An 18,699-nucleotide genomic window follows, 5' to 3' on the forward strand; every position below is an offset into this window, starting at 1 on the left:
CGCCGTTCTGTTCCATGATGCTCCACTCCCTCGCGTATCCTGGTCGCGCACGCCGTGGTCCGGTCTGCGGGCTCCACGGGCTCTGCGGGCTCCGTGCGCGTGACAGGCACGACGCGGGCCGCGGTCACACCAGGCGAGGGCGCGCGTCTGAGGCCATCGCCCTCGGCTCAGCCGGCGCGGCTGCGACGGCCTGGATCACGGCGCCCGGCCCTGCGCTGGGCACGATCTTGCTTGGGGCGTCGCCGCGAGGTGCGACAACATGGCTACTCTCTCCACGTCTGCATGGGTACTACATGAGCTCGGTCTGGCCGCGGGGTTCGGCGGCCCGCTCTTCGGGAGGCTGGCATTGCACCGGGCGGTCAAGGATATCCATTCCGAGGACGAGCGCGGCAAGGTGCTCGCCGAGGCCTGGCAGCGGTACAACGTCGTCAACGCGATCTCGCTCGGCACCGCCGCGCTCACTTGGTTCCTCGGGCGGGCGCTGATCTCGGGGCGTTCGATCGACGAGGAGACCCGCAACCTGGTGCGGCTGAAGGACGTCCTGCTCGGCGCCACCGTCGCGACGAGCGTCGTGAACATGGTGAGCGGACGGGAGATGAGCGAGCAGGCCCCCGATCTCGCCGTGCCCGTCCGCAGCGGCGACGCGCCGTCGCCGCGGACGCCGGCCAAGGCCGCCGGGCTGCAGCGGGTCCTGAACGTCATGGGCCCGCTCAACATCGTGCTCACCGCGGGCGTGATCGGCGTGACCACGATACTCGCCATGAAGTCCGGTCGCTCGGCGAAATGGAGCCTTGTCTCCCGGCTCCTGCCCTGACCCGCGCTCCCGGGCGCGGCGGCGCGGCTCCCATGGTACGCTGGCGCCATGAAGGTACTTCGAACGACGGCGCGCTGCGCGCTCGCCATGCTGGCCCTCTCCGGCGTGCTGGCCCTCTCCGGCGCGGGCTGCAGCAGCGGTCATGGCGAGGAGGGGTGCCCTGAGCTCTGCGAGCGCGTCGCCGAGTGTCCGGGGGCGTCCGGGGGCGAGGAGGGCTGCCTCGAGACCTGCGACGCGGAGACGGAGGCCGCCGAGGAGGCGGGCTGCGTCGACGCGCACGAGTCGTACCTCGAGTGCCGCAACCACGCCGAGGACACCTGCGACCCCGCGCAGTTCGAGGAGGAGTGCAGCATCCAGCTCGAGTCGCTGAGGAGCTGCCTCTCGCGCGGCTGAGCGCACCTCGCAGGCGGATCCGGCGCGCCGCGGGGCGCGGCCGAGCGCCCGCGCGCGGCTACTCGAAGTCGTGGAGCTCGCGCCCGCTCGGGAGCTCGTCCGGGATGAGCGCCGAGAGCCGCTCCGGGGTGGCGCGCGGGTCGAGCAGCGCCTCGCCGACGAAGGCGACCAGCCAGCGGATCTCCCGCTCGGTGAGCCGGATCGGCCTCTTCAGCAGCGGGTCCACGGCGTCGAGGACCGGGGCGAGCGGGCCCATCTCGCCCTGCAGGTCCGGGGCGAGGTGGTCGTTCGTGTACGCGAGCGCCGACGCGCGGACGTCGAGGTGGTGGCGGATGGCGCCCTCCAGCGACGTGAACGAGCCGTTGTGGAAGAACGTCGGCTGAAGGGCGACGTTGCGCAGGGGCGATGTCCTGAACTTGTACCGATCCGCCGGGTCGCCCGTGACCTGCTCCAGCCCGAAGTCCTCATCGGCGTTCGGGCCGTCGAAGACGACGTTCGAGAGCGCCGGATCGTCGGTCGGGACGATCTGCGGGACGCCGATGGCGTGCTGCTTGAAATCGCTGAACATCTCGTTGGACGCCCCCGAGACCGCGTGGCAGCCGACGCACCCGGCCTCGCCGAAGAAGAGCAGCGCGCCGCGCTTCTGCTCGAGCGTCATCGCGCTCCTCCGGCCCCGGGCGAACCTGTCGATGGGCGCGTCGGCGAACGTCAGCGACATCTCGAACTCCGCGATGGCGGTCGCGATCATCTCGTAGGTGATGTCGCCCCCCCGCTTCACCGCGCGGAAGCTCCTCGCGAACCTCCGGCGGTACGCCTCCACTGCGTTCACGCGCGCCGCGACCTCCTCCCGCACGAGGTCGTGCGACGACGGCGCCTCGTATCCGGTCATCTCCGTGATCTCGGTCGGCGGGATGAACGCCTGCGCGACGAGCAGGTGCGGCAAGGAGGAGAGCGACATCCCCTCGGGCGACGTGAACGAGAACCCGAGGCGGTTGTCGAACGGGTCGCCGGACGCGGCGAAGAACCGCGAGTTCCACATCAGCGTGGGATAGAAGGCCGTGTTCATGACGGTGGGGGCGCGGCGCTGGTTGCGCGGGCCGGCGCGGCGCGGCCCCACGACGCCGTTGCTCTCGATACCGATGGAGATCGATTGCGTGTCGGCGAAGCCCGCCGTCGGCGAGTGGCACCCGGCGCACGAGTTGTCGTCGTTCAGGCCGAGGATGCTGTCGTAGAACAGCTCCCGCCCGAGCCTCGCCAGCTTGCGGTCGAGCCTCCGCCCGAGCCGCTCCTCCAGCGTCGACTCGATCGCTCCCGTGAACCCGTGTCGGGCGAGCGTCTCCGCGAGGCGCTCATCGACGTCAGAGCACCTCCTGGCGTGCGCCGCGCGCGCGAGGAGGAGCGTGAGAACGACAGCCGTCGCCAGCGCGACGAGCACCCGCTCGAAGCATCGCAGGGTCAAGGTGCCTCCATGTCCCCCGGCGGGGGAGGCGCACATCGATGTGCGCCGGTGAGAACAACCAGTCCTGCTCGGATCCTGATCGAGCGGCGGTGAATCCGATGATGCGAATCTAGTGTCGCGGCTCGCCAGTGGGCAAGACAAATCGCTCATCGTCCGGCAGACATACCGAGTCTCCGGAGGGCCGAATACCGCGCCATCTGCGGTCGTCGTTCCCACATGGAAGTCGACGAGCCCGCCGCGCGACCGCGCTCCGCCGGCCTGCGCTCGGGGCACGGCGCGAGCCCGCGTGGGGGGAGTCCGGGCCCCGGGGAGCGCGAGCGCGCTGCCCCGCCTCCGCCGCGGCGCCGCTCCGGGGCCTGCCGGCCCGGCCGCGGCGTCGCTGCGGCCGATCCGGCCGTGACGTCGCTGTGGGTGGATGGCAGGCGCCCTGTGCTCATGCGGCTCGCCGCGGCCCGTCACGGCGTCTTGCGGCCTGTCATCGGCTGATGCGGCCCGCGCGACGCGGCGCGCCTACGATTACGATGTCGCGTGATACCTCGTGCTTTGTGGGGCGCGATGGGCCGTCGTATGCTCGAGGTCATGGGCCGGACAGCTCGTCTGGTGGATCCGACGACGCTCGTGGGGAGCGCGCTCACCGGTGGATACCGGCTCGTTCGCGTCCTCTCCGCGCAGGGGCACGGCGTCGTGTTCGAGGCCCTGGGCCCGTCCGGTCGCCGCGTCGCGCTGAAGGTCCTGCGGCCCGAGGTGGTCTCCGAGGACACCCTGTCGCGGCTCAGCCGCGAGGCGAGCGTCACGTCGAAGATCGACAACCCTCATGTCGTCCCGATCATCGACGCGGGCCACGATCTCGAGCGCGATCTGGCCTATCTCGTGATGCCGATGCTCGAGGGCTCCGACGTCGGCGCCCTGCTCGCGGAGACGGGGCCGCTCTCGCCGGACATCGCCGTGCGGATCGCGCTCCAGGCCGCCGCGGGCCTCTCGGCGGTCCACGCGGCGGGGCTGATCTACCGCGATGTCCGGCCGCCGCGCCTCTTCCTGGAGCACCTCCCGGACGGGGAGGTCCTGGTCCGCGTCTTCGGCTTCGGGCTCTCGAAGGACCACGACACGGCCGCCTCGGATCCGGGCAAGGCGAGGAGCGGCGGTCACGAGCGGGAGGCGTCGGGGCCGAGCGATCCCGCGGCGGACGTCCGCGGCGACGTGTTCGGCCTGGCGGCGACGCTCTACGAGATGCTCTGCGGCGCCTCGCCGTGGGCCGAGCTCGACGTCACGCCCGACACCGCCGACCTCGGCCCGGACGACACCGGCGCGGACGCGAGGTCGTCCGTGGCGCAGCTCCCGTCGATCCAGGACCGCGCCCCGTGGATCGAGGCGCGCCTCGCGGCCGCGCTCTCGCTCGCGCTGCACAGCGACGTGCAGCGCCGCTACCCGTCGATCGAGGCGTTCGCCGAGGCGCTGCGCGCGGCCTGCGACGGCGAGGAGCGGATCGCGATCGACATGCTGAGGCCGCTCGATCCCGAGCTGCGCGAGCTCATCGCGGAGCGCGCCGACGCCGAGACCGATCCGCTCGTCGGCCGCGAGCTCGGCGGCCGGTACGCGGTGCGCCGCCTCCTCGGGCGCGGCGGGATGGGCGCCGTCTACGAGGCGGAGTCGCCCGACGGACGGCGCGTCGCGGCCAAGGTCATCTTCCGGAGCGCCGTCGGGCAGGACGACCACGCCGTGCGGCGCTTCATCCGCGAGGCGCGCGCGGTGACCGCGGTCCACAGCCCGCACGTGGTGAAGACGTTCGAGCTCGGGACGGATCTCACGCTCGCGACCCCGTTCATCATCATGGAGCTGCTCCACGGCGCCGATCTCGCCAAGCTCCTCAGGATGCGCGGGCCGCTGGAGCCCGCGCCGGTCGTGCGCGTGTTCATCCAGGCGGCGCGCGGGCTCGCGGCGGCGCACGCCGCGGGGATCGTGCACCGCGACATCAAGCCGGCGAACCTCTTCCTGCACGCGCCGTTCGAGGGCGCGGTCCACCGCGCGCCGGTCTCGGTGGCGCCCCCGTCCGGCCGCGCCTCGGGCGCCGCGCTCCAGCCCGGCCAGCGCATCCCGGGCTCGATCGTCCCGCCGCCGTCCACCCGCCGCCCGCCGAGCTCCCTCCGCCCGCCCTCGTCGAGCGATCGCAGGCTCGTGGTCAAGGTCTGCGACTTCGGCATCGCGAAGCGCACGGGGGACGGCGTATCGCACGAGCTCACGCGCGCCGGCGGGGTGCTCGGGTCGCCGATCTACATGTCGCCCGAGCAGGTGAAGATGGCGAAGGACGTCGATCACCGCTCGGACATCTGGAGCCTCTCCGTCTCGCTCTACCAGGCGCTCTGCGGGAGCTGCCCGTGGGATCCGAGCGCCTCGCTGGCCGAGCTCCTGCTCTCGATCTGCACCGAGCGCGTGCCGCCGCTCGGCGAGGCGGCGCCGTGGATCGATCCGGGCCTCGCGGCGGTCGTGCACCGCGGCCTCCGCAGGGATCCGGCCGAGCGCTGGCAGAGCATGGAGGAGATGATCGCCGCGCTCGCGCCGCACGCCGACGGCACCGAGGTCGTCACGCTGGACCTGCTGCGCGGCATCGACGCGGAGCGGCGCGCCCGCGCCACGCCGATGTCCGAGCTGCGCCGCGAGTCCAGGGGCTCTCGTTCGGTCGACGGGGACGAGCGCTCGATCGGCGGCAGCTCGTTCACGGCGTCGCAGCCGCCCGGCGGCGGCGGGCGGAGGCGCCTCGTCGGCGCGGCCGTCACGGTGGCCGCGCTCGCCGCGCTCGCCGCGGGCCTCGCCCTGCGCGGCGCGACGGGCGAGGGCGAGCCCGCGGCGGCCGTCGCCCAGCGCGGGCCCGCCGCGCCCGCGCCGTCCGCCGCGCCCGCGCCGTCCGCCGCGTCTGCGCCGTCGGCCGCGTCCGCGCCGGCTGCATCCGCGCCGCCGGCTGCGCCCCGGCCAGCCGCGCCCTTCACGGCGAGCGTGGCGCTCCCGAAGGAAGCGACGGCGCGGGTCAACGGTGCGGCGCGCGACGTGAGCGACGGCCGGCTCGATCTGACGGGCCGGCCCGGCGACATGTTCGAGGTCGAGGTGAGCCGCGGCGGCGCGATCACGAAGGCGACGGTGTTCATGCTGAGCGACGGCACGGTCCACCCCGAGCGCATCGAGCTCCAGCCGCTCGCGCCGGCGCCCTCGACCCTGGCCGCCGGGCCTGTCCCTCGACGCGAACGGACGCGCCTCGCTCCGCGCGGCTCGTCTCCCGCGGGCGGTCCTGCGGGCGGCGCGCCTGCCCCCTCCGCCGAGGCGCCGTCGGTCGAGCCGGCCCCGACCGCGGTGATGCCGGTCGATCGGTGGTGAGCCAGCGGCCGCGCCTCCCACGGCTCGCCGTCACGGCGAGCCTGCTCGTCGCGGGGGTTGCGGCGCTCGCGCCCCTGGCCCGCGCGCAGACCGCGAAAGCCCATGGCGAACCACCCGGTCCGCCCGCCGCGTCGTCCGGTCCGCCCGCCGCATCGTCCGCGGCGCCCGAGCCGCCCGCCGCCTCGTCCGCGGCGCCCGGGTCGCCGGCGGACGAGGCGCTCGCCCGGGCCAAGGAGCTCTTCCAGAAGGGGAACGAGCTGCGCAAGATCGGCGATCACCAGCGCGCGCTCGAGCTCTACCTGAGCTCGCGCCAGCTGGTCGCCTCGGTGCCCAACACCCTCAACGCCGCGTACTGCCTCGAGCAGCTCGGGCGCTACGACGAGGCGCTCGAGCTCTACGAGGTGCTGCTCACGGAGCTCCGCGCCGAGCTCGGCGATGCGGAGCGCAGGGGCGTCGCGTCCACGATCACCCGGCTCCGGGCGCGCATCGGCAACGTCGTCGTCTCGTCGAACGTCGACGGCCTGGTGCTCATCGACGGCAGGCCGCGCGGCCGGCTCCCCCTCGCCGGGCCGATCCGGCTGCTCCCCGGGGATCACACGCTCCGCGTGCTCAAGGACGGCTGGCGCACGTTCGAGAGGATCCTCTCCGTCCGGGTCGCGGAGACCCTCTCGGTGGACGCCAAGCTGGAGCCGCTCGCCAGCACGGGCCGGCTGAGGATCGAGGACGACCGGCTCGTCGGGGCCGATCTCTACGTCGACGGCGCGCTCATCGGGCAGCTCCCGTGGGAGGGAGCGCTCGCGCCGGGCCCGCACTTCTACTCGGTGCGCAAGGCCGATCTCGGCTCCGCGCCGCGCGAGGTGAGCGTCATCGCGGGGCAGGTCGCCGTCGCGACGGTCGAGGCGGGCCCTCTCGGACAGGAGCTCCGCGTCGTCGCCCGGCCGCTCACCGCGGACCTGACCATCAACGGCGTCCCCGTCGGCAAGGGCCAGTGGCGCGGGGCGCTGCCGCTCGGGCGCCACACCTTCGAGGCGCACGAGCCGGGGTATTTCCCGCGCACGATGCGCTCGACCGTCGATCGGACGACGACGGGCGAGTTCGTCCTGCCGCTCGCCATCGACGAGGCCCACCCGCGCTGGGGGCGGAAGATCGGGGTCTTCTGGCTGGAGGCGCTCGTCGGCCACGCGTCTGCCTCGTCGCTCCACAGCGGGGCCGAGCTGAGCTGTGATCGCTATCGCTGCTCCAGCGGCTCGCCCCCTGCCGGCGTCCTCGCCGGCGTGCGCGGCAGCTACGAGTTCCCTGTCGGCGCTGCCATCGAGCTCACGGCCGGGTACCTGCATCTGCATACGGGGCTCGAGCGATCCGTGGAGACCTCGTTCGCGGCGCCGGGCGGGGGCCCGGACAGGCTCCCCGTCACGTACGCGATGCGCGACGAGCTCCAGATGGCCGGTGTGACGGTGATGGTCGGCGGCAGCTACCGTCACGGGCTCTTTTCATGGCTCGACGTCGGCGCCGCGCTCGGCCTCGGCGTGGTGCTCGCCGAGACCCGAGACGAGGTGACCGGCACGGCGTCCGATGCGACGAGGACCGTCCGCGTGGCCGTGCACAACGGGGGGATCCCCGTGCGCTCGGCCGCCCCGTTCGCGATGCCGGAGCTCAGGCTCCGGCTGAAGCTCGGGCGCCTCAGCGCCAGCGCGGGCATGGGCGTCGGCTTCTTCCTCGTCGATGGCCCGCCGCACGAGACGGGCGACACCTACGTGGTCGGCGGGCGGTGCGACGAGGCGAGCCCCACCGTCGACTGCGCCCCGGGCAAGAAGGTGGTGTTCGAGGAGCGGGCCCACGGCACGTTCACGATGCTCTTCCCGAACCTCGCCGTGGGAACCCGGTTCTGACCGCCGCGCGGGCGGGCATCACCCCCCTGCGGCGCGCTCAGTGGTTCGCCTGGTCCCTGGCGAGGCGCGCCTGCTCGCGCACGATGTCGAAGAGGCGGGCCGCGTCGAGCAGCGACGTCGTCAGGCGGCCGAACTGGATCACGTCGCCCACCGCGACCACCTGCGGCTCGTTCTCGGAGAGCAGCTTGCCGTTCACGCGGGTGCCGTTCTGTGAGCCGTTGTCGATGAGCACGAGCCGCTGCTCCGCGTCGCGCCGGAAATGGGCGTGTAGCTTCGACACCGAGGGGTTGCGCAGCACGACGTCGCAGTTGCGCGTGCGGCCCACAGAGATCTGATCGGGATACGGGTTGCCCTTGGCCTTGGCGATCTCGAACACCTCGCTCGTCGGTCCCGGCGGGGGCGGCGGCTTCCGGTGCGCGGCCGGCGAGGCGGCGACGGTCCGGAACGCGATCTGCTGGCTGTCCAGGCTGGCCTCGGACACCACGAGGAGCAGGTTCGTCACCCGCCGGACGAAGCGGTCCCGCGGCATCACGCGCGCCAGCTCGAGGAGGTCCCCTGATTCTTCCACGTTGCGCCGAGTATAGGCCGATCTGGTGGCGCCGATCCGTGGGGGTGCGCACGTTTGCCGCCCTGCCACGCGGCCGCGCCGCGGGATCGTTGCCGACGCCCCCCACCTTGTCCGCGGCACGGGAATATTGCCGGAGCTGTGCGCTCCCTGGGCTCTCTTTGCTCGGCCGGATGACTTTCCTGACGTCTTCTGGGCTGCTGGCGCTCGAATCTTGCCGCAACTGGCGTACCGTCAGCGCCCATGCACGCCCTGGTTCGTGGACGCATCTCGGTCAACCCGCGCGGCTTCGGGTTCCTGAACATCGAGGCCTGGCCTGAGAAGGGGGGCGCGTCGGGCAGGCCGAACGGCGCTGCGCTCGCCCCGGCGACCGCCTTCGTGACGCCGCCCGACCTGAACCCGCTCCTCGACGGCGACGTCGTGGACGCGGTGGTCACCGAGGCCGAGCCGGGGCGCTACAGCGCGTCGCAGCTCTCCCTCGTCCATCGCGACCGCACCGAGCTCTTCGGGACGGTCGTGATGCACGCGAAGCGGCCGCACCTCCGGGTCGATCGCCTCGTCTCCAACACGGACTGGCCGTTCAAGCCGGGCAGCGCCGACGACCTCGCCGAGGGCACGGCGGTCGTGGCCGCCATCGAGGGCGCGGCGGTCGCCCCGGCGCGCGTCGTCGCGCCGGGCGCCGATCTCGGCATCGAGCGCTGCCTCGCCCGCAACGGCGTGCGCTCCGTCTTCCCGGGCGAGGTCGTCGAGGCGTCCCGCGCGTCCGCCGCGGCGGCCTCGCTCGAGCGCGAGCTCGCGCGCGGCCGGCGCGACCTGCGCGAGCTCATCACGGTCACGATCGACTCGCCCCTCACCACGGACATCGACGACGCCGTCGCGGTGCTGCCCGCCGGCCCCGACGGCGCGCTCCGCGTCCTCGTCTCGATCGCCGACGTGGACGCGTTCGTCCCGGAGGGCTCGCCGCTCGACCTCGAGGCCCGCGCCCGCGGGACGAGCGTCTACCTCGCCGGCCGCGTCATCCCGATGCTCCCCGACGCGATCTCCAGCGAGGCGGCGAGCCTGCTGCCGGGGGTCGATCGGCTCGCGCTCACCGTCGAGCTGCGCATCGATCCCGAGGGCGGCGTCACCTCGATCGATCTCCACGAGAGCGTGATCCGCTCGCGCGCGCGCCTCACGTACGACGCGGTCGAGGAGTTCCTGACGACGGGCCGCTCCGCGGGCGTCCCCGGGGAGGTCGAGCCGCTCGTGCGCTGGCTCCGCACCGCGGCCGCGCGGCTGTCGACGGTCCGCGCGGCGCGCGGCGGCGTCGAGCTCGATCGCGAGGAGGCCTACGTGACGCTCGACGCCGAGACGCGCGAGCCGACCGGCGTCTCCCCGCGCGCCGACACGGGCGCGCATCGCCTCATCGAGCGGCTGATGGTGGCGGCGAACGAGGCCGTGGCGAGCTGGCTCGTGGCGCGCGGGCTCCCCGGCGTCTACCGCGTGCACGACGAGCCCACCGAGGAGCGCGTCCGGGCGCTGGAGCACTTCGCGCACAACTTCGGCGTCGAGGCCGGCTTCGGCCCGCGCCTCTCTCCGCGCGGCCTGGCGGCGTTCGAGGCGCAGTTCCGCGGCTCGGGGATCGCGCCGGCCATCCGCACCGTGCTCGGCAAGGCGCTCGGCCCCGCCCGCTACACGGCCGATCCCGGCCTGCATTTCGGCCTGGGCGCCCCGCTGTACCTGCACTTCACCTCGCCGATCCGCCGCTACGCGGATCTCGCGGTGCACCGCGTGGTCAAGCGCTACCTCCAGGGTCGCCGCGATCAGCACGCGGACGTCGAGGCGCTCGCGTCGCTCGCCCACCACCTGAACGCGCGCGCGCGCAGCGCGGCGAAGGCCGAGACGGAGCGGCACCGCATGCTCGTGGCGCGCCTGTTCGCCACCCGCATCGGCGAGGAGATCGAGGGCAACATCGTGGCCATCAAGCCGTTCGGCCTGGTCGTGCAGATGGTCGAGTCCGGCGCGACGGGCACCATCGCGCTGGAGGCGCTGCCGGGCGGCCCGTACCGGATCGACGCCGCCGCCCAGGCGCTGATCGGCGCGGAGCGCCGCTACGGCGTCGGCGAGCCGATCCGCGCCGCCATCGCCTCGACCAACGAGGAGCTCGGCCGCGTCGACCTCGTCCCTGCCGGCGCTCGCGACGCCTCCTGAGGGCGGCCGGGGTGCCTCCCACCCCCCGGCACCGGCTACGGCGAGAGGAGCGCGGCGAACGCGTCGGTGCCGTTCGCCTTGTGCTCGCCGAGGCCGAAGTCGATGGTCCCTTCGGCCGTCCCGCAGAGCAGGATGGCCCCGGTCTGGGGCGAGATCGCCGCCGCGTTCGATTTCTGGTTGCCGGCGGCGCCGAGCAGCTTCCCCCAGAGCAGCCCGCCCTGCGCATCGAGCTTCGCGACGAAGGCGTCGAAGCCGCCGCCGCTCTGGAGCGGCCCGCCGCCGAAATCGACCACGCCTTGCGCCGAGCCGGTCACCACCGCGTTGCCCTGCGCGTCCGCGACGATCGCCGCGCTCTCCTGCGCGCCGTCGCCGGCGAACCACCGCGCCCATACGGGCGCGCCGTCGGGGGCGAGGGACGCGACGAACGCCGTTTGCGAAGGGTTGGCGGGGAGCGTGCCCGCCGGGCCGAGGTCGAGCGAGCCCATGTAGGTCCCCGTCACGAGCACCGCGCCTGACGGGGCGGACGCGATGCCGGTGCCCTCCTGCGACGCGGTGTCGCCGTAACCCGAGAGCCAGACCGCGCTCCCTCCGCTGTCGAGCTTCGCGACGAACAGGTTGGGAGCGAGCCCGTTGTTCCTGACCTGCACGGCCCCCATGGCCAGGGTGCCGTCGTACCTGCCGGTGAGGAGCACGTTGCCCTCGGCGTCCATGGCGACGGCGGTGGCGCGCTGGTGCCTGTCGTCCCCGTAGATCCTGGTCCAGACGACGGCGCCGCGCGGATCGTACTTTCGCACGAAGATGTCGGTGCCCCCGGCGCTGGAGGCGCAGACCGTGGCCGGCGGCGCGGTGCAGAGCAGCGTCCCGCTGAAGTAGCCTGCGACCACGATGTTCCCTGCCGCGTCCACGGCGACGGAGCGCAGCGTCTGGTCCGAGGCGTCTCCGATCTGCCGCGCCCAGCGGGGGGCGCCGGCCTCGTCCAGCGTGGCCACGAAGCTGTCGAGCGCGCCGACGCTGCTCAGCGTCGCGTCGCCGACCTGGAACGATCCGTAGAACGTCCCGCCGATCGCGACGTCGCCCGCCGGCGTCACCGCGAGCCCGTGGAGCGTCTCCGCGCCGCTGCCGCCGAACCGCGTGCTCCAGCGGTGGGCTCCGGTGGCGTCGAAGCTGGCGACGAACATGTCGGCGGTGCCGATGCTCACCAGGGTGTCTCCGCCCAGGTTGATGGTCCCCGAGAAGGTGCCGCCGATGTACACGTTTCCGCGCGCGTCGACGCCGGCGGCGGTCGCGCTCTGGAGGTTCGGGTTCCCGAAGAGCGCGGCCCAGAGCGGCGCGCTGCACGCGAAGCCGTCGCAGTCCTCGTCGGTCAGATCCCCGCAGGTCTCCGGCGCCGGGGTCACCTCGCCGTTGCACGGCTGCCACGACGTCCCCGAGATGTCGCATGCCCGCAGCCCGGCCGCGCAGAGCCCGACCCCGTTCGTCCCGTCCGGGCCGCTGTAACAGGCCTCGACCTGCCCCGGGGAGCAGACGCACAGGGCGTCGGGCTCGTTCGTCGCGCCGTCGCAGTCGTCGTCCACGGTGGTGCTGCAGTCCTCGGGCCTGGGGACCACCGCGCCCTCGCACTCGCCGAAGCTCTGCCCGTCTGGCTGGCACCTCCGCACGCCCGCCACGCACACGCCGACGCCCTCGGTGCCCGGCGGGCCGGGATAGCACGGCTCTTCCGCGCCCGCGCTGCAGTGCGGCGCGCCGCCGTTGCCGCCGCCGTCGCCGCCATCGCCGCCGCTGCCGCCGTCGCCGCCGCCGCTCCCGGCATTCGATCCCGGGCCGGGCGGCCCCGGATCCGAGCACGCTGCCTGGAGCGTGAGCACGAGCGCAGACCCCACGAGCATCGATCCTGCGCGCAGGCATGTCCTCGTGACCATGAAGGGGCGGAGTTCCATGTTCGGCGATTGGGTTTCAGTCCGGCGATTGGGGCTTCAGTCGTCGCGTCGTTTCTTCTTCGGTGGATGCTGCGCGGGCCACTCGATGATGATGGTCTTGACGGTCGATGTGCTGTCCGCCTTGGGGGCGTCGGGGCGGGCCGACGCCGGCTCGTCATCCGCGCTGCGCGGTCCGTCGTCGCCCTCCGACGGGGCGAGCTGGGTCGGTCCGACGCTCGCGCTGTGCGCGGGCAGGAGATCGCGCTCCACCGAGTCGCCCCGGGAGCCATCGCCGAGCGCCATCCACAGGGCGATGACGGTCACGAGCACGAGCGCCATGCCGCCGAGCGCGAGGGCGAGCACGAGCTTTGACGGCTGCCTGGGCTGGGCGCGGCGCGGAGCCCACCCGGCTGCGGCTTGCTCGCCGTGGGCGACGCTCGCGCCGTGCATCGAAGCGGGGGCGCCGAAGGCCGAGCCTGTGCCGTGCATCGAAGCGGGGGCGCCGAAGGCCGAGCCTGTGCCGTGCATCGAAGCGGGGGCGCCGAAGGCCGAGCCTGTGCCGTGCATCGAAGCGGGGGCGCCGTGGGGCGCGCTCGTGCCGTGCATCGAAGCGGGGGCGCCGTGGGGCGCGCTCGTGCCGTGCATCGAAGCGGGGGCGCCGTGGGGCGCGCTCGCGCCGTGCATCGAAGCGGGGGCGCCGAAGGCCGAGCCTGTGCTGTGCATCGAAGCGGGGGCGCCGAAGGCCGAGCCTGTGCTGTGCATCGAGGCGGGGGCGCCGTGGGGCGCGCTCGCGCCGTGCATCGAGGCGGGGGCGCCGTGGGGCACGCTCGCGCCGTGCATCGAGGCGGGGGCGCCGTGGGGCGCGCTCGCGCCGTGCATCGAGGCGGGGGCGCCGCCGAAGGCCGAGCCTGTGCCGTGCATCGAAGCCGGGGCGCCGTGGGGCGCGCTCGCGCCGGGCCGCGAGGCGTGCCCGCCCTGCATTCCAGCGAGGCCTGCGCCGGTGTTGTACAGGGCGGATGGCGGCCCGTTCGGAGCTCCGAAGCCAGCCTGCGCCGTGCCCGGAGGCCCCCCCTGGGCTCCCTCCACGGCGCTCCCGTTCGGAGGTCCGGGGGCCGCCACGGTGGGGGCCTCCCATGCGTGCGCTCCGCTGCTGCCCAGGCCGCTCTCCGGGCCGAGCGCGGGCCCCGAGCCCATCTCGCTCCGTCGCGGCGCGGAGGGGGCCGGCGGTCGCGGCGGGGGCTCGGCCGGCGCATCCCGCCCGGCGGCGGCCGCCGCGACCATGGGGGAGAGCTGCGGCGCGCCCGCCGTCGGCAGGTCCCCCGCCGCGAGGCGCGCGGCGGCGTACGGCGGCGCCTCCCCGCGCTGGAGCGCCCGGATGTCCCCCTGCATCGTGCGGGCGTCCGGGTAGCGCCGCTCGCGATCGAACGCGAGCGCCCTGTCCACGAGGACGCACAGCCCCTGCGGCGTCTCCGGCGCGACGCTCGCGAGCGGCGGCGCCGCCATGGTCGCCATCTTCACGAGCAGCTCGGACTCCGTGCGCGCCTCGTGGATGCGCCGCTTCGCGATCAGCCGGAACATCGTCGCCCCGACGGCGAAGAGGTCCGCCCGGTGGTCGACCGAGATGCCGCGCACCTGCTCGGGCGCCATGTACGACACGGTCCCGAGCGTCGCGCCGGTCCGGGTCCGCATCGCGGTCTTCACGCCGTCGCGCATGCGGGCGATGCCGAAGTCGAGCACCTTGAGGCGCCCGCCCGTCTCGACGAAGAGGTTGTCGAGCTTGATATCGCGGTGGATGATCCCTTGATCGTGCGCCGCCCCGAGCACGTCGAGGAGCTCGTCCATGAGCCGCAGCATCTCGCCCGCCTCGACGTGGCCGAGCCGCTGGACCCGGTCGGCGAGCGACTCGCCCTCGAGGAGCTCCATCACCAGGAAGGGGGCGCCGTCATCCGTCGTGTCGATGTCGCGGATCTCGACCACGCCCGGGTGCCGGAAGCGGTTGACCGCCTGCGCTTCCCGCTCGAACCGGGCGCGCAGGTCCTTCGAGCGCGCCACCTCCGGGTGGAGGATCTTGATCGCCTCACGCCGCCCGATCTTGTGCGTCGCGGCATAGACGGCGGCCATCCCACCGATCCCGAGGAGGCGATCGATCGTCCACTTGCCCCGCAGGGTGGTCCCCACGCGCCTTTCGCAGGCCGCCCTCTCGTCGTCCATGCCCCGATCGAATGTCACCGCGAGCGGGATCAAGGTCAAGGTGCGAGCCGCGGCGAGCGCGACATCGTCACATCCCGCGCCGTCGAGGCTGCGGCCGGCCGCGACTCAGTCGGGGACCGGGTGCACGCCGTCGCGCACCCAGGGATCGATCGTGCTCCGGAACGCCGCCTCGGTCCGGAGCCCTGCCAGCACGGACGCGAGCCCCCATTGCAGCCGGTTCACGAACGTGAAGTCCTGCGGCATCTTCGGCACGTGGGGGATGGTGGGCATCTTCTCCCCCTCCTTGAAGGCGAGCCCGCGAATGCCGCGCGTCAGGTACGCCACGGTCTCACGCGCCTTCTCCGGGGAGCACTGCCAGGTCCCGTGTGCGCACAGCGGGACCATGAGCTCCATCGTGTAGCTCCGGTAGAGGTCCCAGCTCTCGTCGTCGGGGTCGTAGCCGAGCACCTCCACGCACGCCCGGTCGAACTCCTTCCAGTCCGCGTCCATGGCGGCGCGCATGTACCGCTTCATGCCCGCCACGAGGTCGGGCGGGAGCTGCTTCACGCAGCCGAAGTCGAGGATCGTGACCCGTCCATCCTCGTGGAAGCGGTAGTTGCCCGGGTGCGGATCGGCGTAGAGCCAGCCGTACCGGAGCATCGAGCGGAACGTGAAGCGCCAGATGGCCAGGCCCGCGCGGTTCCTGGCCTCCTGGCTGCCGCGCTCGCAGAACTCGGCGTAGCTCATGCCGTCGACGTACTCGAGCGTGATGACCCGCCGCGTGGTGAGGCTGTGGTGCACGCGGGGGACGCTCACGTCCTCGTCGCCGGCGTTCATGCGGCGGAACAGGTCCGCCATCTCGGCCTCGCGCGCGTAGTCGAGCTCGGACAGGAAGACCCTGCGGAGCTCGTCGACGGTCTGCCGCGCGTGCAGCTTCCTGGCGATGGGCGCCATCATGGTCTCGAGCATCGAGATGCTCTTCAGATCGTTCTCGATGGCCCTGTCCATGCCGGGGTACTGCACCTTGACGGCGACGCGGTCGCCGCCCTTCGTGGTGGCCCGGTGCACCTGCCCGATGCTCGCCGCGGCGAACGGCTCGCGCCCCCACGCCGCGAACACCTCGTGGGGCGGGGCGCCGAGCTCCTGCGTGACCATCTGCTCCGCGGCCTCCGGCGACAGGGGCGGCGCTTTGTCGAGCAGCTTCTTCAGCGCGGACTGGAACTTCTCCTCGTACCCCGGCGGCGCGAGCCCGTCGATGTAGCTCGCCATCTGGCCGAATTTGAGCGGCAGGCCCTTCATCTCGCCGAGCGTCTTCAGCATCGCCTCGGCGGTCTTCTTCACCTCCCGGGTCATCTTCCGCCGCGCTTCCGCCTCCTCCTCCTCGGTCCGCGTCGCGCCGAGGGCGCGCTTGGCCCCCTCGATCGCGAACGGGAGGGTGCGCGGGGCGAGGCCGGCGAGGCGCGCGAGGCGCCCCAGCTTGGAGGTGGGCGGTTTGTCTCTGGGCTTGTCGTCGGCCATGCGGGACTGACTCGTTAGGGTGGCGGTGCTGCGGCGGAGAGATCACGCGCCCACGCGGCGCTTCGGGGCCGCGCGGATCTTCGCGATGGGCCACATCGAGACGGTGTTCCTGAGTCGCTGGGCTTGCTCCGGGGAGATGTCGCCCTCCACATGGACGCGGGGCCGCCGGTCCTCGACCACGACCCGCACCGCGCCGCGGCCGATCGGCGCGGCGCGGAGGACGTCGGTGATGTCGTCGAGCAGCCGCTGCGGCAGCCGGCCCCGGAGCAGCCGGACGTTACGCCCCTCGACGCGCACGTAAAATAGCTCATTCGCCCGCAGGAGGGCCACGATGAGCGGGATGGTCACGGCGAGCAGGGCAAGCGGAATCAGGAGAGACATGCGTGGCCGTCCGCGACGACGGGCGCCTCCCCCAGGCCCACCGTGGGCACCGATCGTGAACCGACGCCGGCCGTTGTCAACGCCGGCCGCGGCGGGGCGCGGCGGGGGCCGGAGCGCGGGCGGGGCGCGGTGGTGGCCCGGGGCGCGCGCGGGGGCGCGGCGGAGCGCGGCGGGGGGCCGGAGCGCGGGCGGAGCGCGGCGGGGGTCGGAGCGCGGCGGGGGTCGGAGCGCGGCGGGGGTCGGAGCGCGGCAGGCGCCAGCTCGGATCGTGGGCCCTGGCCAGCGCCGGGCGCGGTGCCTACCTTAGGCACTCATGACGAGCGTCGCACCCGAGCCTGCCACCCCCATCGACCCGCGCCTGGATCTGCACGACGAGATCCGTCGCCTGAAGCGGGAGAGGAACGCCGTCCTCCTGGCTCACTATTACCAGGACAGCGATATCCAGGATCTCGCCGACTTCCTCGGTGATTCGCTGCAGCTCGCCCAGCAGGCGAAGAAGACGACCGCGGACGTCATCCTCTTTGCCGGCGTGCATTTCATGGCGGAGACCGCGAAGATCCTGAACCCCGACCGCATCGTGGTCGTCCCGGATCTCAAGGCCGGTTGCTCGCTCGCGGACGGCTGCCCGGTGGATCGTTTCCGCGCCTGGCGCGCCCGGCACCCCGGCGCGGTCGCGATCTCCTACATCAACTGCTCCGCCGACGTGAAGGCGGAGAGCGACTACATCTGCACGTCGTCGAACGCGGAGAAGATCGTCCGCGCGATCCCCGAAGGGCAGGAAATCCTCTTCGCGCCGGACAGGAACCTCGGCCGCTGGCTCTCGGAGAGGACGGGCCGCCCGATGCGCCTGTGGCAGGGCAGCTGCGTCGTCCACGAGACGTTCAGCCTGCGGAGGATCGTGGCGCTGCGCGAGCGCCACCCCGACGCGAAGCTCATCGCGCACCCGGAGTGCGAGGAGCCGATCCTGCGGATGGCCGACTACATCGGGTCGACGACCGCGCTGCTCAAGTACACCATCGCCGACGACGCCAGGAAGTACATCGTGGCGACGGAGAGCGGCATCGTGCACCAGATGCGCAAGGCGTCGCCGCAGAAGGAGTTCATCGAGGGGCCGCCGGAGGGCACCTGCGCGTGCAACGAGTGCCCGTTCATGCGGCTCAACACGCTGGAGAAGGTCTATCTCGCGCTGCGCGATCTCGCCCCCCGCCTCGAGATGACGCCCGAGCTGCGCGAGCGCGCGCGCGTGCCGATCGATCGCATGCTGGCCCTCAGCTGAGCCCGCCGCGCGCCTGCCGGCGCTCCGCCGAGCCCGCCGGGCGAGGCCCACCGCGCCCCGTCCGGAGGCCTGCCGCCGCGGCCTGCTCGCTCACTCCCGCGCGGGGCATGCGTGGCGATGCAAGGTGCAGATGTTGGTCCGCTCGCACGTGGTCGACATCGTGAAGTCGCGGCACGGGCGGCCCTTTTCGTGGGGTCGGTCTCGGGTCGCGCGGGTCGGGTGCGGGCGCGGCTCGCGCGCCACGGCGCAGTCGTGGTCTCCCTCGCAGGGCACGGGCAGAACCCGGAGCAGCGCGCACGCGCCGGCATCGCAGTAGCAGACGATCCCCTGATCCGTGACGGGCGGCTGGCGGTTCAGCCGGGGATCGGCCCCGCAGCGGCCGCTCGCGGGATCGTACCCGCAGCCCGCGTCGGCGGAGCAGGCGGTCGGAAACGCTCGCGCGGGCGCCTGCGCTGCGGCAGCGCCCGCGCCGATCGCCGCCGAGCGGTCGTTGCCGACGCGCGCGCCGGTGTGCGGCGCTCCGCTGCGCGCATGGGTGGACGACGCCGGAGCCGCCGGCGCGGACGGTGCCGGAGCCGCCGGCGCGGACGGTGCCGGAGCCGCCGGCGCGAGCGGCGGCAGCGCTGCCCGCGAGCGCCCGTCCGCGGTCGCCCCGGTGCACGCCGGCGCGGCTGCGGCGAGCGCGGCCACGATGGCGGGCAGCCGGCCGAGCGCGCTCACAGCACGAGCGACAGGCCGAGGGTGT

The 18,699-nt window shown here is 73.6% G+C and carries 14 protein-coding genes (1 of these 14 running past the window's edge); 6 read left to right on the plus strand and 8 right to left on the minus strand.

Going from position 1 to position 18,699, the window contains the following annotated elements:
- Positions 1 to 259: 259 nt before the first annotated feature.
- Together WMF31_RS04185 and WMF31_RS04190 are read left to right on the plus strand one after the other, a co-directional pair.
- The gene (locus WMF31_RS04185; protein ID WP_436600692.1) at positions 260 to 814 is read left to right on the plus strand and encodes a hypothetical protein; all 555 of its coding nucleotides are present in this window, start codon (positions 260 to 262) and stop codon (positions 812 to 814) included.
- A 48-nt stretch (positions 815 to 862) separates the two neighbouring features.
- Positions 863 to 1,207, plus strand: a complete 345-nt coding sequence (locus WMF31_RS04190) for a hypothetical protein (RefSeq protein WP_436600693.1) — start codon at positions 863 to 865, stop codon at positions 1,205 to 1,207.
- Positions 1,208 to 1,265: 58 nt separating this feature from the next.
- Here WMF31_RS04190 and WMF31_RS04195 read toward each other — a convergent pair whose 3' ends face one another.
- Positions 1,266 to 2,666, minus strand: coding sequence for a cytochrome-c peroxidase (locus tag WMF31_RS04195; protein ID WP_436600694.1), 1,401 nt, complete (start codon positions 2,664 to 2,666; stop codon positions 1,266 to 1,268).
- A gap of 579 nt (positions 2,667 to 3,245) precedes the next feature.
- On the opposite strand from WMF31_RS04195, the gene WMF31_RS04200 reads away from it, so the two are divergent.
- Complete coding sequence (locus WMF31_RS04200; protein ID WP_436600695.1) at positions 3,246 to 6,029, plus strand: serine/threonine-protein kinase; 2,784 nt, start codon at positions 3,246 to 3,248, stop codon at positions 6,027 to 6,029.
- A complete protein-coding gene (locus WMF31_RS04205; RefSeq protein WP_436600696.1) occupies positions 6,026 to 7,918 on the plus strand; it encodes a PEGA domain-containing protein in 1,893 nt (630 codons plus the stop codon). The genes WMF31_RS04200 and WMF31_RS04205 overlap by 4 nt, the downstream gene beginning before the upstream one ends.
- 37 nt (positions 7,919 to 7,955) lie before the next feature.
- Here WMF31_RS04205 and WMF31_RS04210 read toward each other — a convergent pair whose 3' ends face one another.
- Positions 7,956 to 8,486 carry an FHA domain-containing protein gene (locus tag WMF31_RS04210; RefSeq protein ID WP_436600697.1) on the minus strand — a complete coding sequence of 177 codons (531 nt, stop codon included), beginning with the start codon at positions 8,484 to 8,486 and terminating at the stop codon, positions 7,956 to 7,958.
- Between the two features lie 240 nt (positions 8,487 to 8,726).
- Between WMF31_RS04210 and WMF31_RS04215 the strand changes: the two genes are divergently transcribed.
- Entirely contained in the window at positions 8,727 to 10,673 is a 1,947-nt protein-coding gene (locus WMF31_RS04215) for a ribonuclease R family protein (protein WP_436600698.1), read from the plus strand.
- 35 nt (positions 10,674 to 10,708) lie between these two features.
- Here WMF31_RS04215 and WMF31_RS04220 read toward each other — a convergent pair whose 3' ends face one another.
- The 4 genes from WMF31_RS04220 to WMF31_RS04235 all read right to left on the minus strand — a co-directional run bounded on the left by WMF31_RS04220 (position 10,709) and on the right by WMF31_RS04235 (position 16,678).
- Complete coding sequence (locus tag WMF31_RS04220; protein WP_436600699.1) at positions 10,709 to 12,610, minus strand: hypothetical protein; 1,902 nt, start codon at positions 12,608 to 12,610, stop codon at positions 10,709 to 10,711.
- 36 nt (positions 12,611 to 12,646) lie between these two features.
- Positions 12,647 to 14,800, minus strand: a complete 2,154-nt coding sequence (locus tag WMF31_RS04225; RefSeq protein ID WP_436600700.1) for a protein kinase domain-containing protein — start codon at positions 14,798 to 14,800, stop codon at positions 12,647 to 12,649.
- A 105-nt stretch (positions 14,801 to 14,905) separates the two neighbouring features.
- Positions 14,906 to 16,297, minus strand: coding sequence for an ABC1 kinase family protein (locus tag WMF31_RS04230; protein ID WP_436600701.1), 1,392 nt, complete (start codon positions 16,295 to 16,297; stop codon positions 14,906 to 14,908).
- Between the two features lie 42 nt (positions 16,298 to 16,339).
- Positions 16,340 to 16,678, minus strand: a complete 339-nt coding sequence (locus tag WMF31_RS04235; protein ID WP_436600702.1) for a DUF3634 family protein — start codon at positions 16,676 to 16,678, stop codon at positions 16,340 to 16,342.
- Between the two features lie 313 nt (positions 16,679 to 16,991).
- On the opposite strand from WMF31_RS04235, the gene nadA reads away from it, so the two are divergent.
- Complete coding sequence (gene nadA, locus WMF31_RS04240) at positions 16,992 to 17,954, plus strand: quinolinate synthase NadA (RefSeq protein ID WP_436600703.1); 963 nt, start codon at positions 16,992 to 16,994, stop codon at positions 17,952 to 17,954.
- A gap of 90 nt (positions 17,955 to 18,044) precedes the next feature.
- Here nadA and WMF31_RS04245 read toward each other — a convergent pair whose 3' ends face one another.
- The gene (locus WMF31_RS04245; RefSeq protein WP_436600704.1) at positions 18,045 to 18,674 is read right to left on the minus strand and encodes a hypothetical protein; all 630 of its coding nucleotides are present in this window, start codon (positions 18,672 to 18,674) and stop codon (positions 18,045 to 18,047) included.
- On the minus strand, positions 18,671 to 18,699 hold the final stretch of the coding sequence (locus WMF31_RS04250; RefSeq protein WP_436600705.1) for a hypothetical protein. It continues 808 nt past the right edge of the window; only the last 29 of its 837 coding nucleotides appear in the window; its start codon lies beyond the right edge, outside the window; its stop codon occupies positions 18,671 to 18,673. Before WMF31_RS04250 ends, WMF31_RS04245 begins: the two co-directional genes overlap by 4 nt.

Source organism: Sorangium sp. So ce1036, from assembly GCF_051369805.1.
Lineage (GTDB): Bacteria > Myxococcota_A > Polyangia > Polyangiales > Polyangiaceae > Sorangium > Sorangium cellulosum_F.

Bases quoted from the DNA above. Each gene is read 5' to 3' on its own strand.
- WMF31_RS04185 (WP_436600692.1), top strand. From the start codon at position 260: ATGGCTACTCTCTCCACGTCTGCATGGGTACTACATGAGCTCGGTCTG.
- WMF31_RS04190 (WP_436600693.1), top strand. From the start codon at position 863: ATGAAGGTACTTCGAACGACGGCGCGCTGCGCGCTCGCCATGCTGGCC.
- WMF31_RS04200 (WP_436600695.1), top strand. From the start codon at position 3,246: ATGGGCCGGACAGCTCGTCTGGTGGATCCGACGACGCTCGTGGGGAGC.
- WMF31_RS04215 (WP_436600698.1), top strand. From the start codon at position 8,727: ATGCACGCCCTGGTTCGTGGACGCATCTCGGTCAACCCGCGCGGCTTC.
- WMF31_RS04220 (WP_436600699.1), bottom strand. From the start codon at position 12,610: ATGGAACTCCGCCCCTTCATGGTCACGAGGACATGCCTGCGCGCAGGA.
- WMF31_RS04225 (WP_436600700.1), bottom strand. From the start codon at position 14,800: ATGGACGACGAGAGGGCGGCCTGCGAAAGGCGCGTGGGGACCACCCTG.
- WMF31_RS04230 (WP_436600701.1), bottom strand. From the start codon at position 16,297: ATGGCCGACGACAAGCCCAGAGACAAACCGCCCACCTCCAAGCTGGGG.
- WMF31_RS04235 (WP_436600702.1), bottom strand. From the start codon at position 16,678: ATGTCTCTCCTGATTCCGCTTGCCCTGCTCGCCGTGACCATCCCGCTC.
- nadA (WP_436600703.1), top strand. From the start codon at position 16,992: ATGACGAGCGTCGCACCCGAGCCTGCCACCCCCATCGACCCGCGCCTG.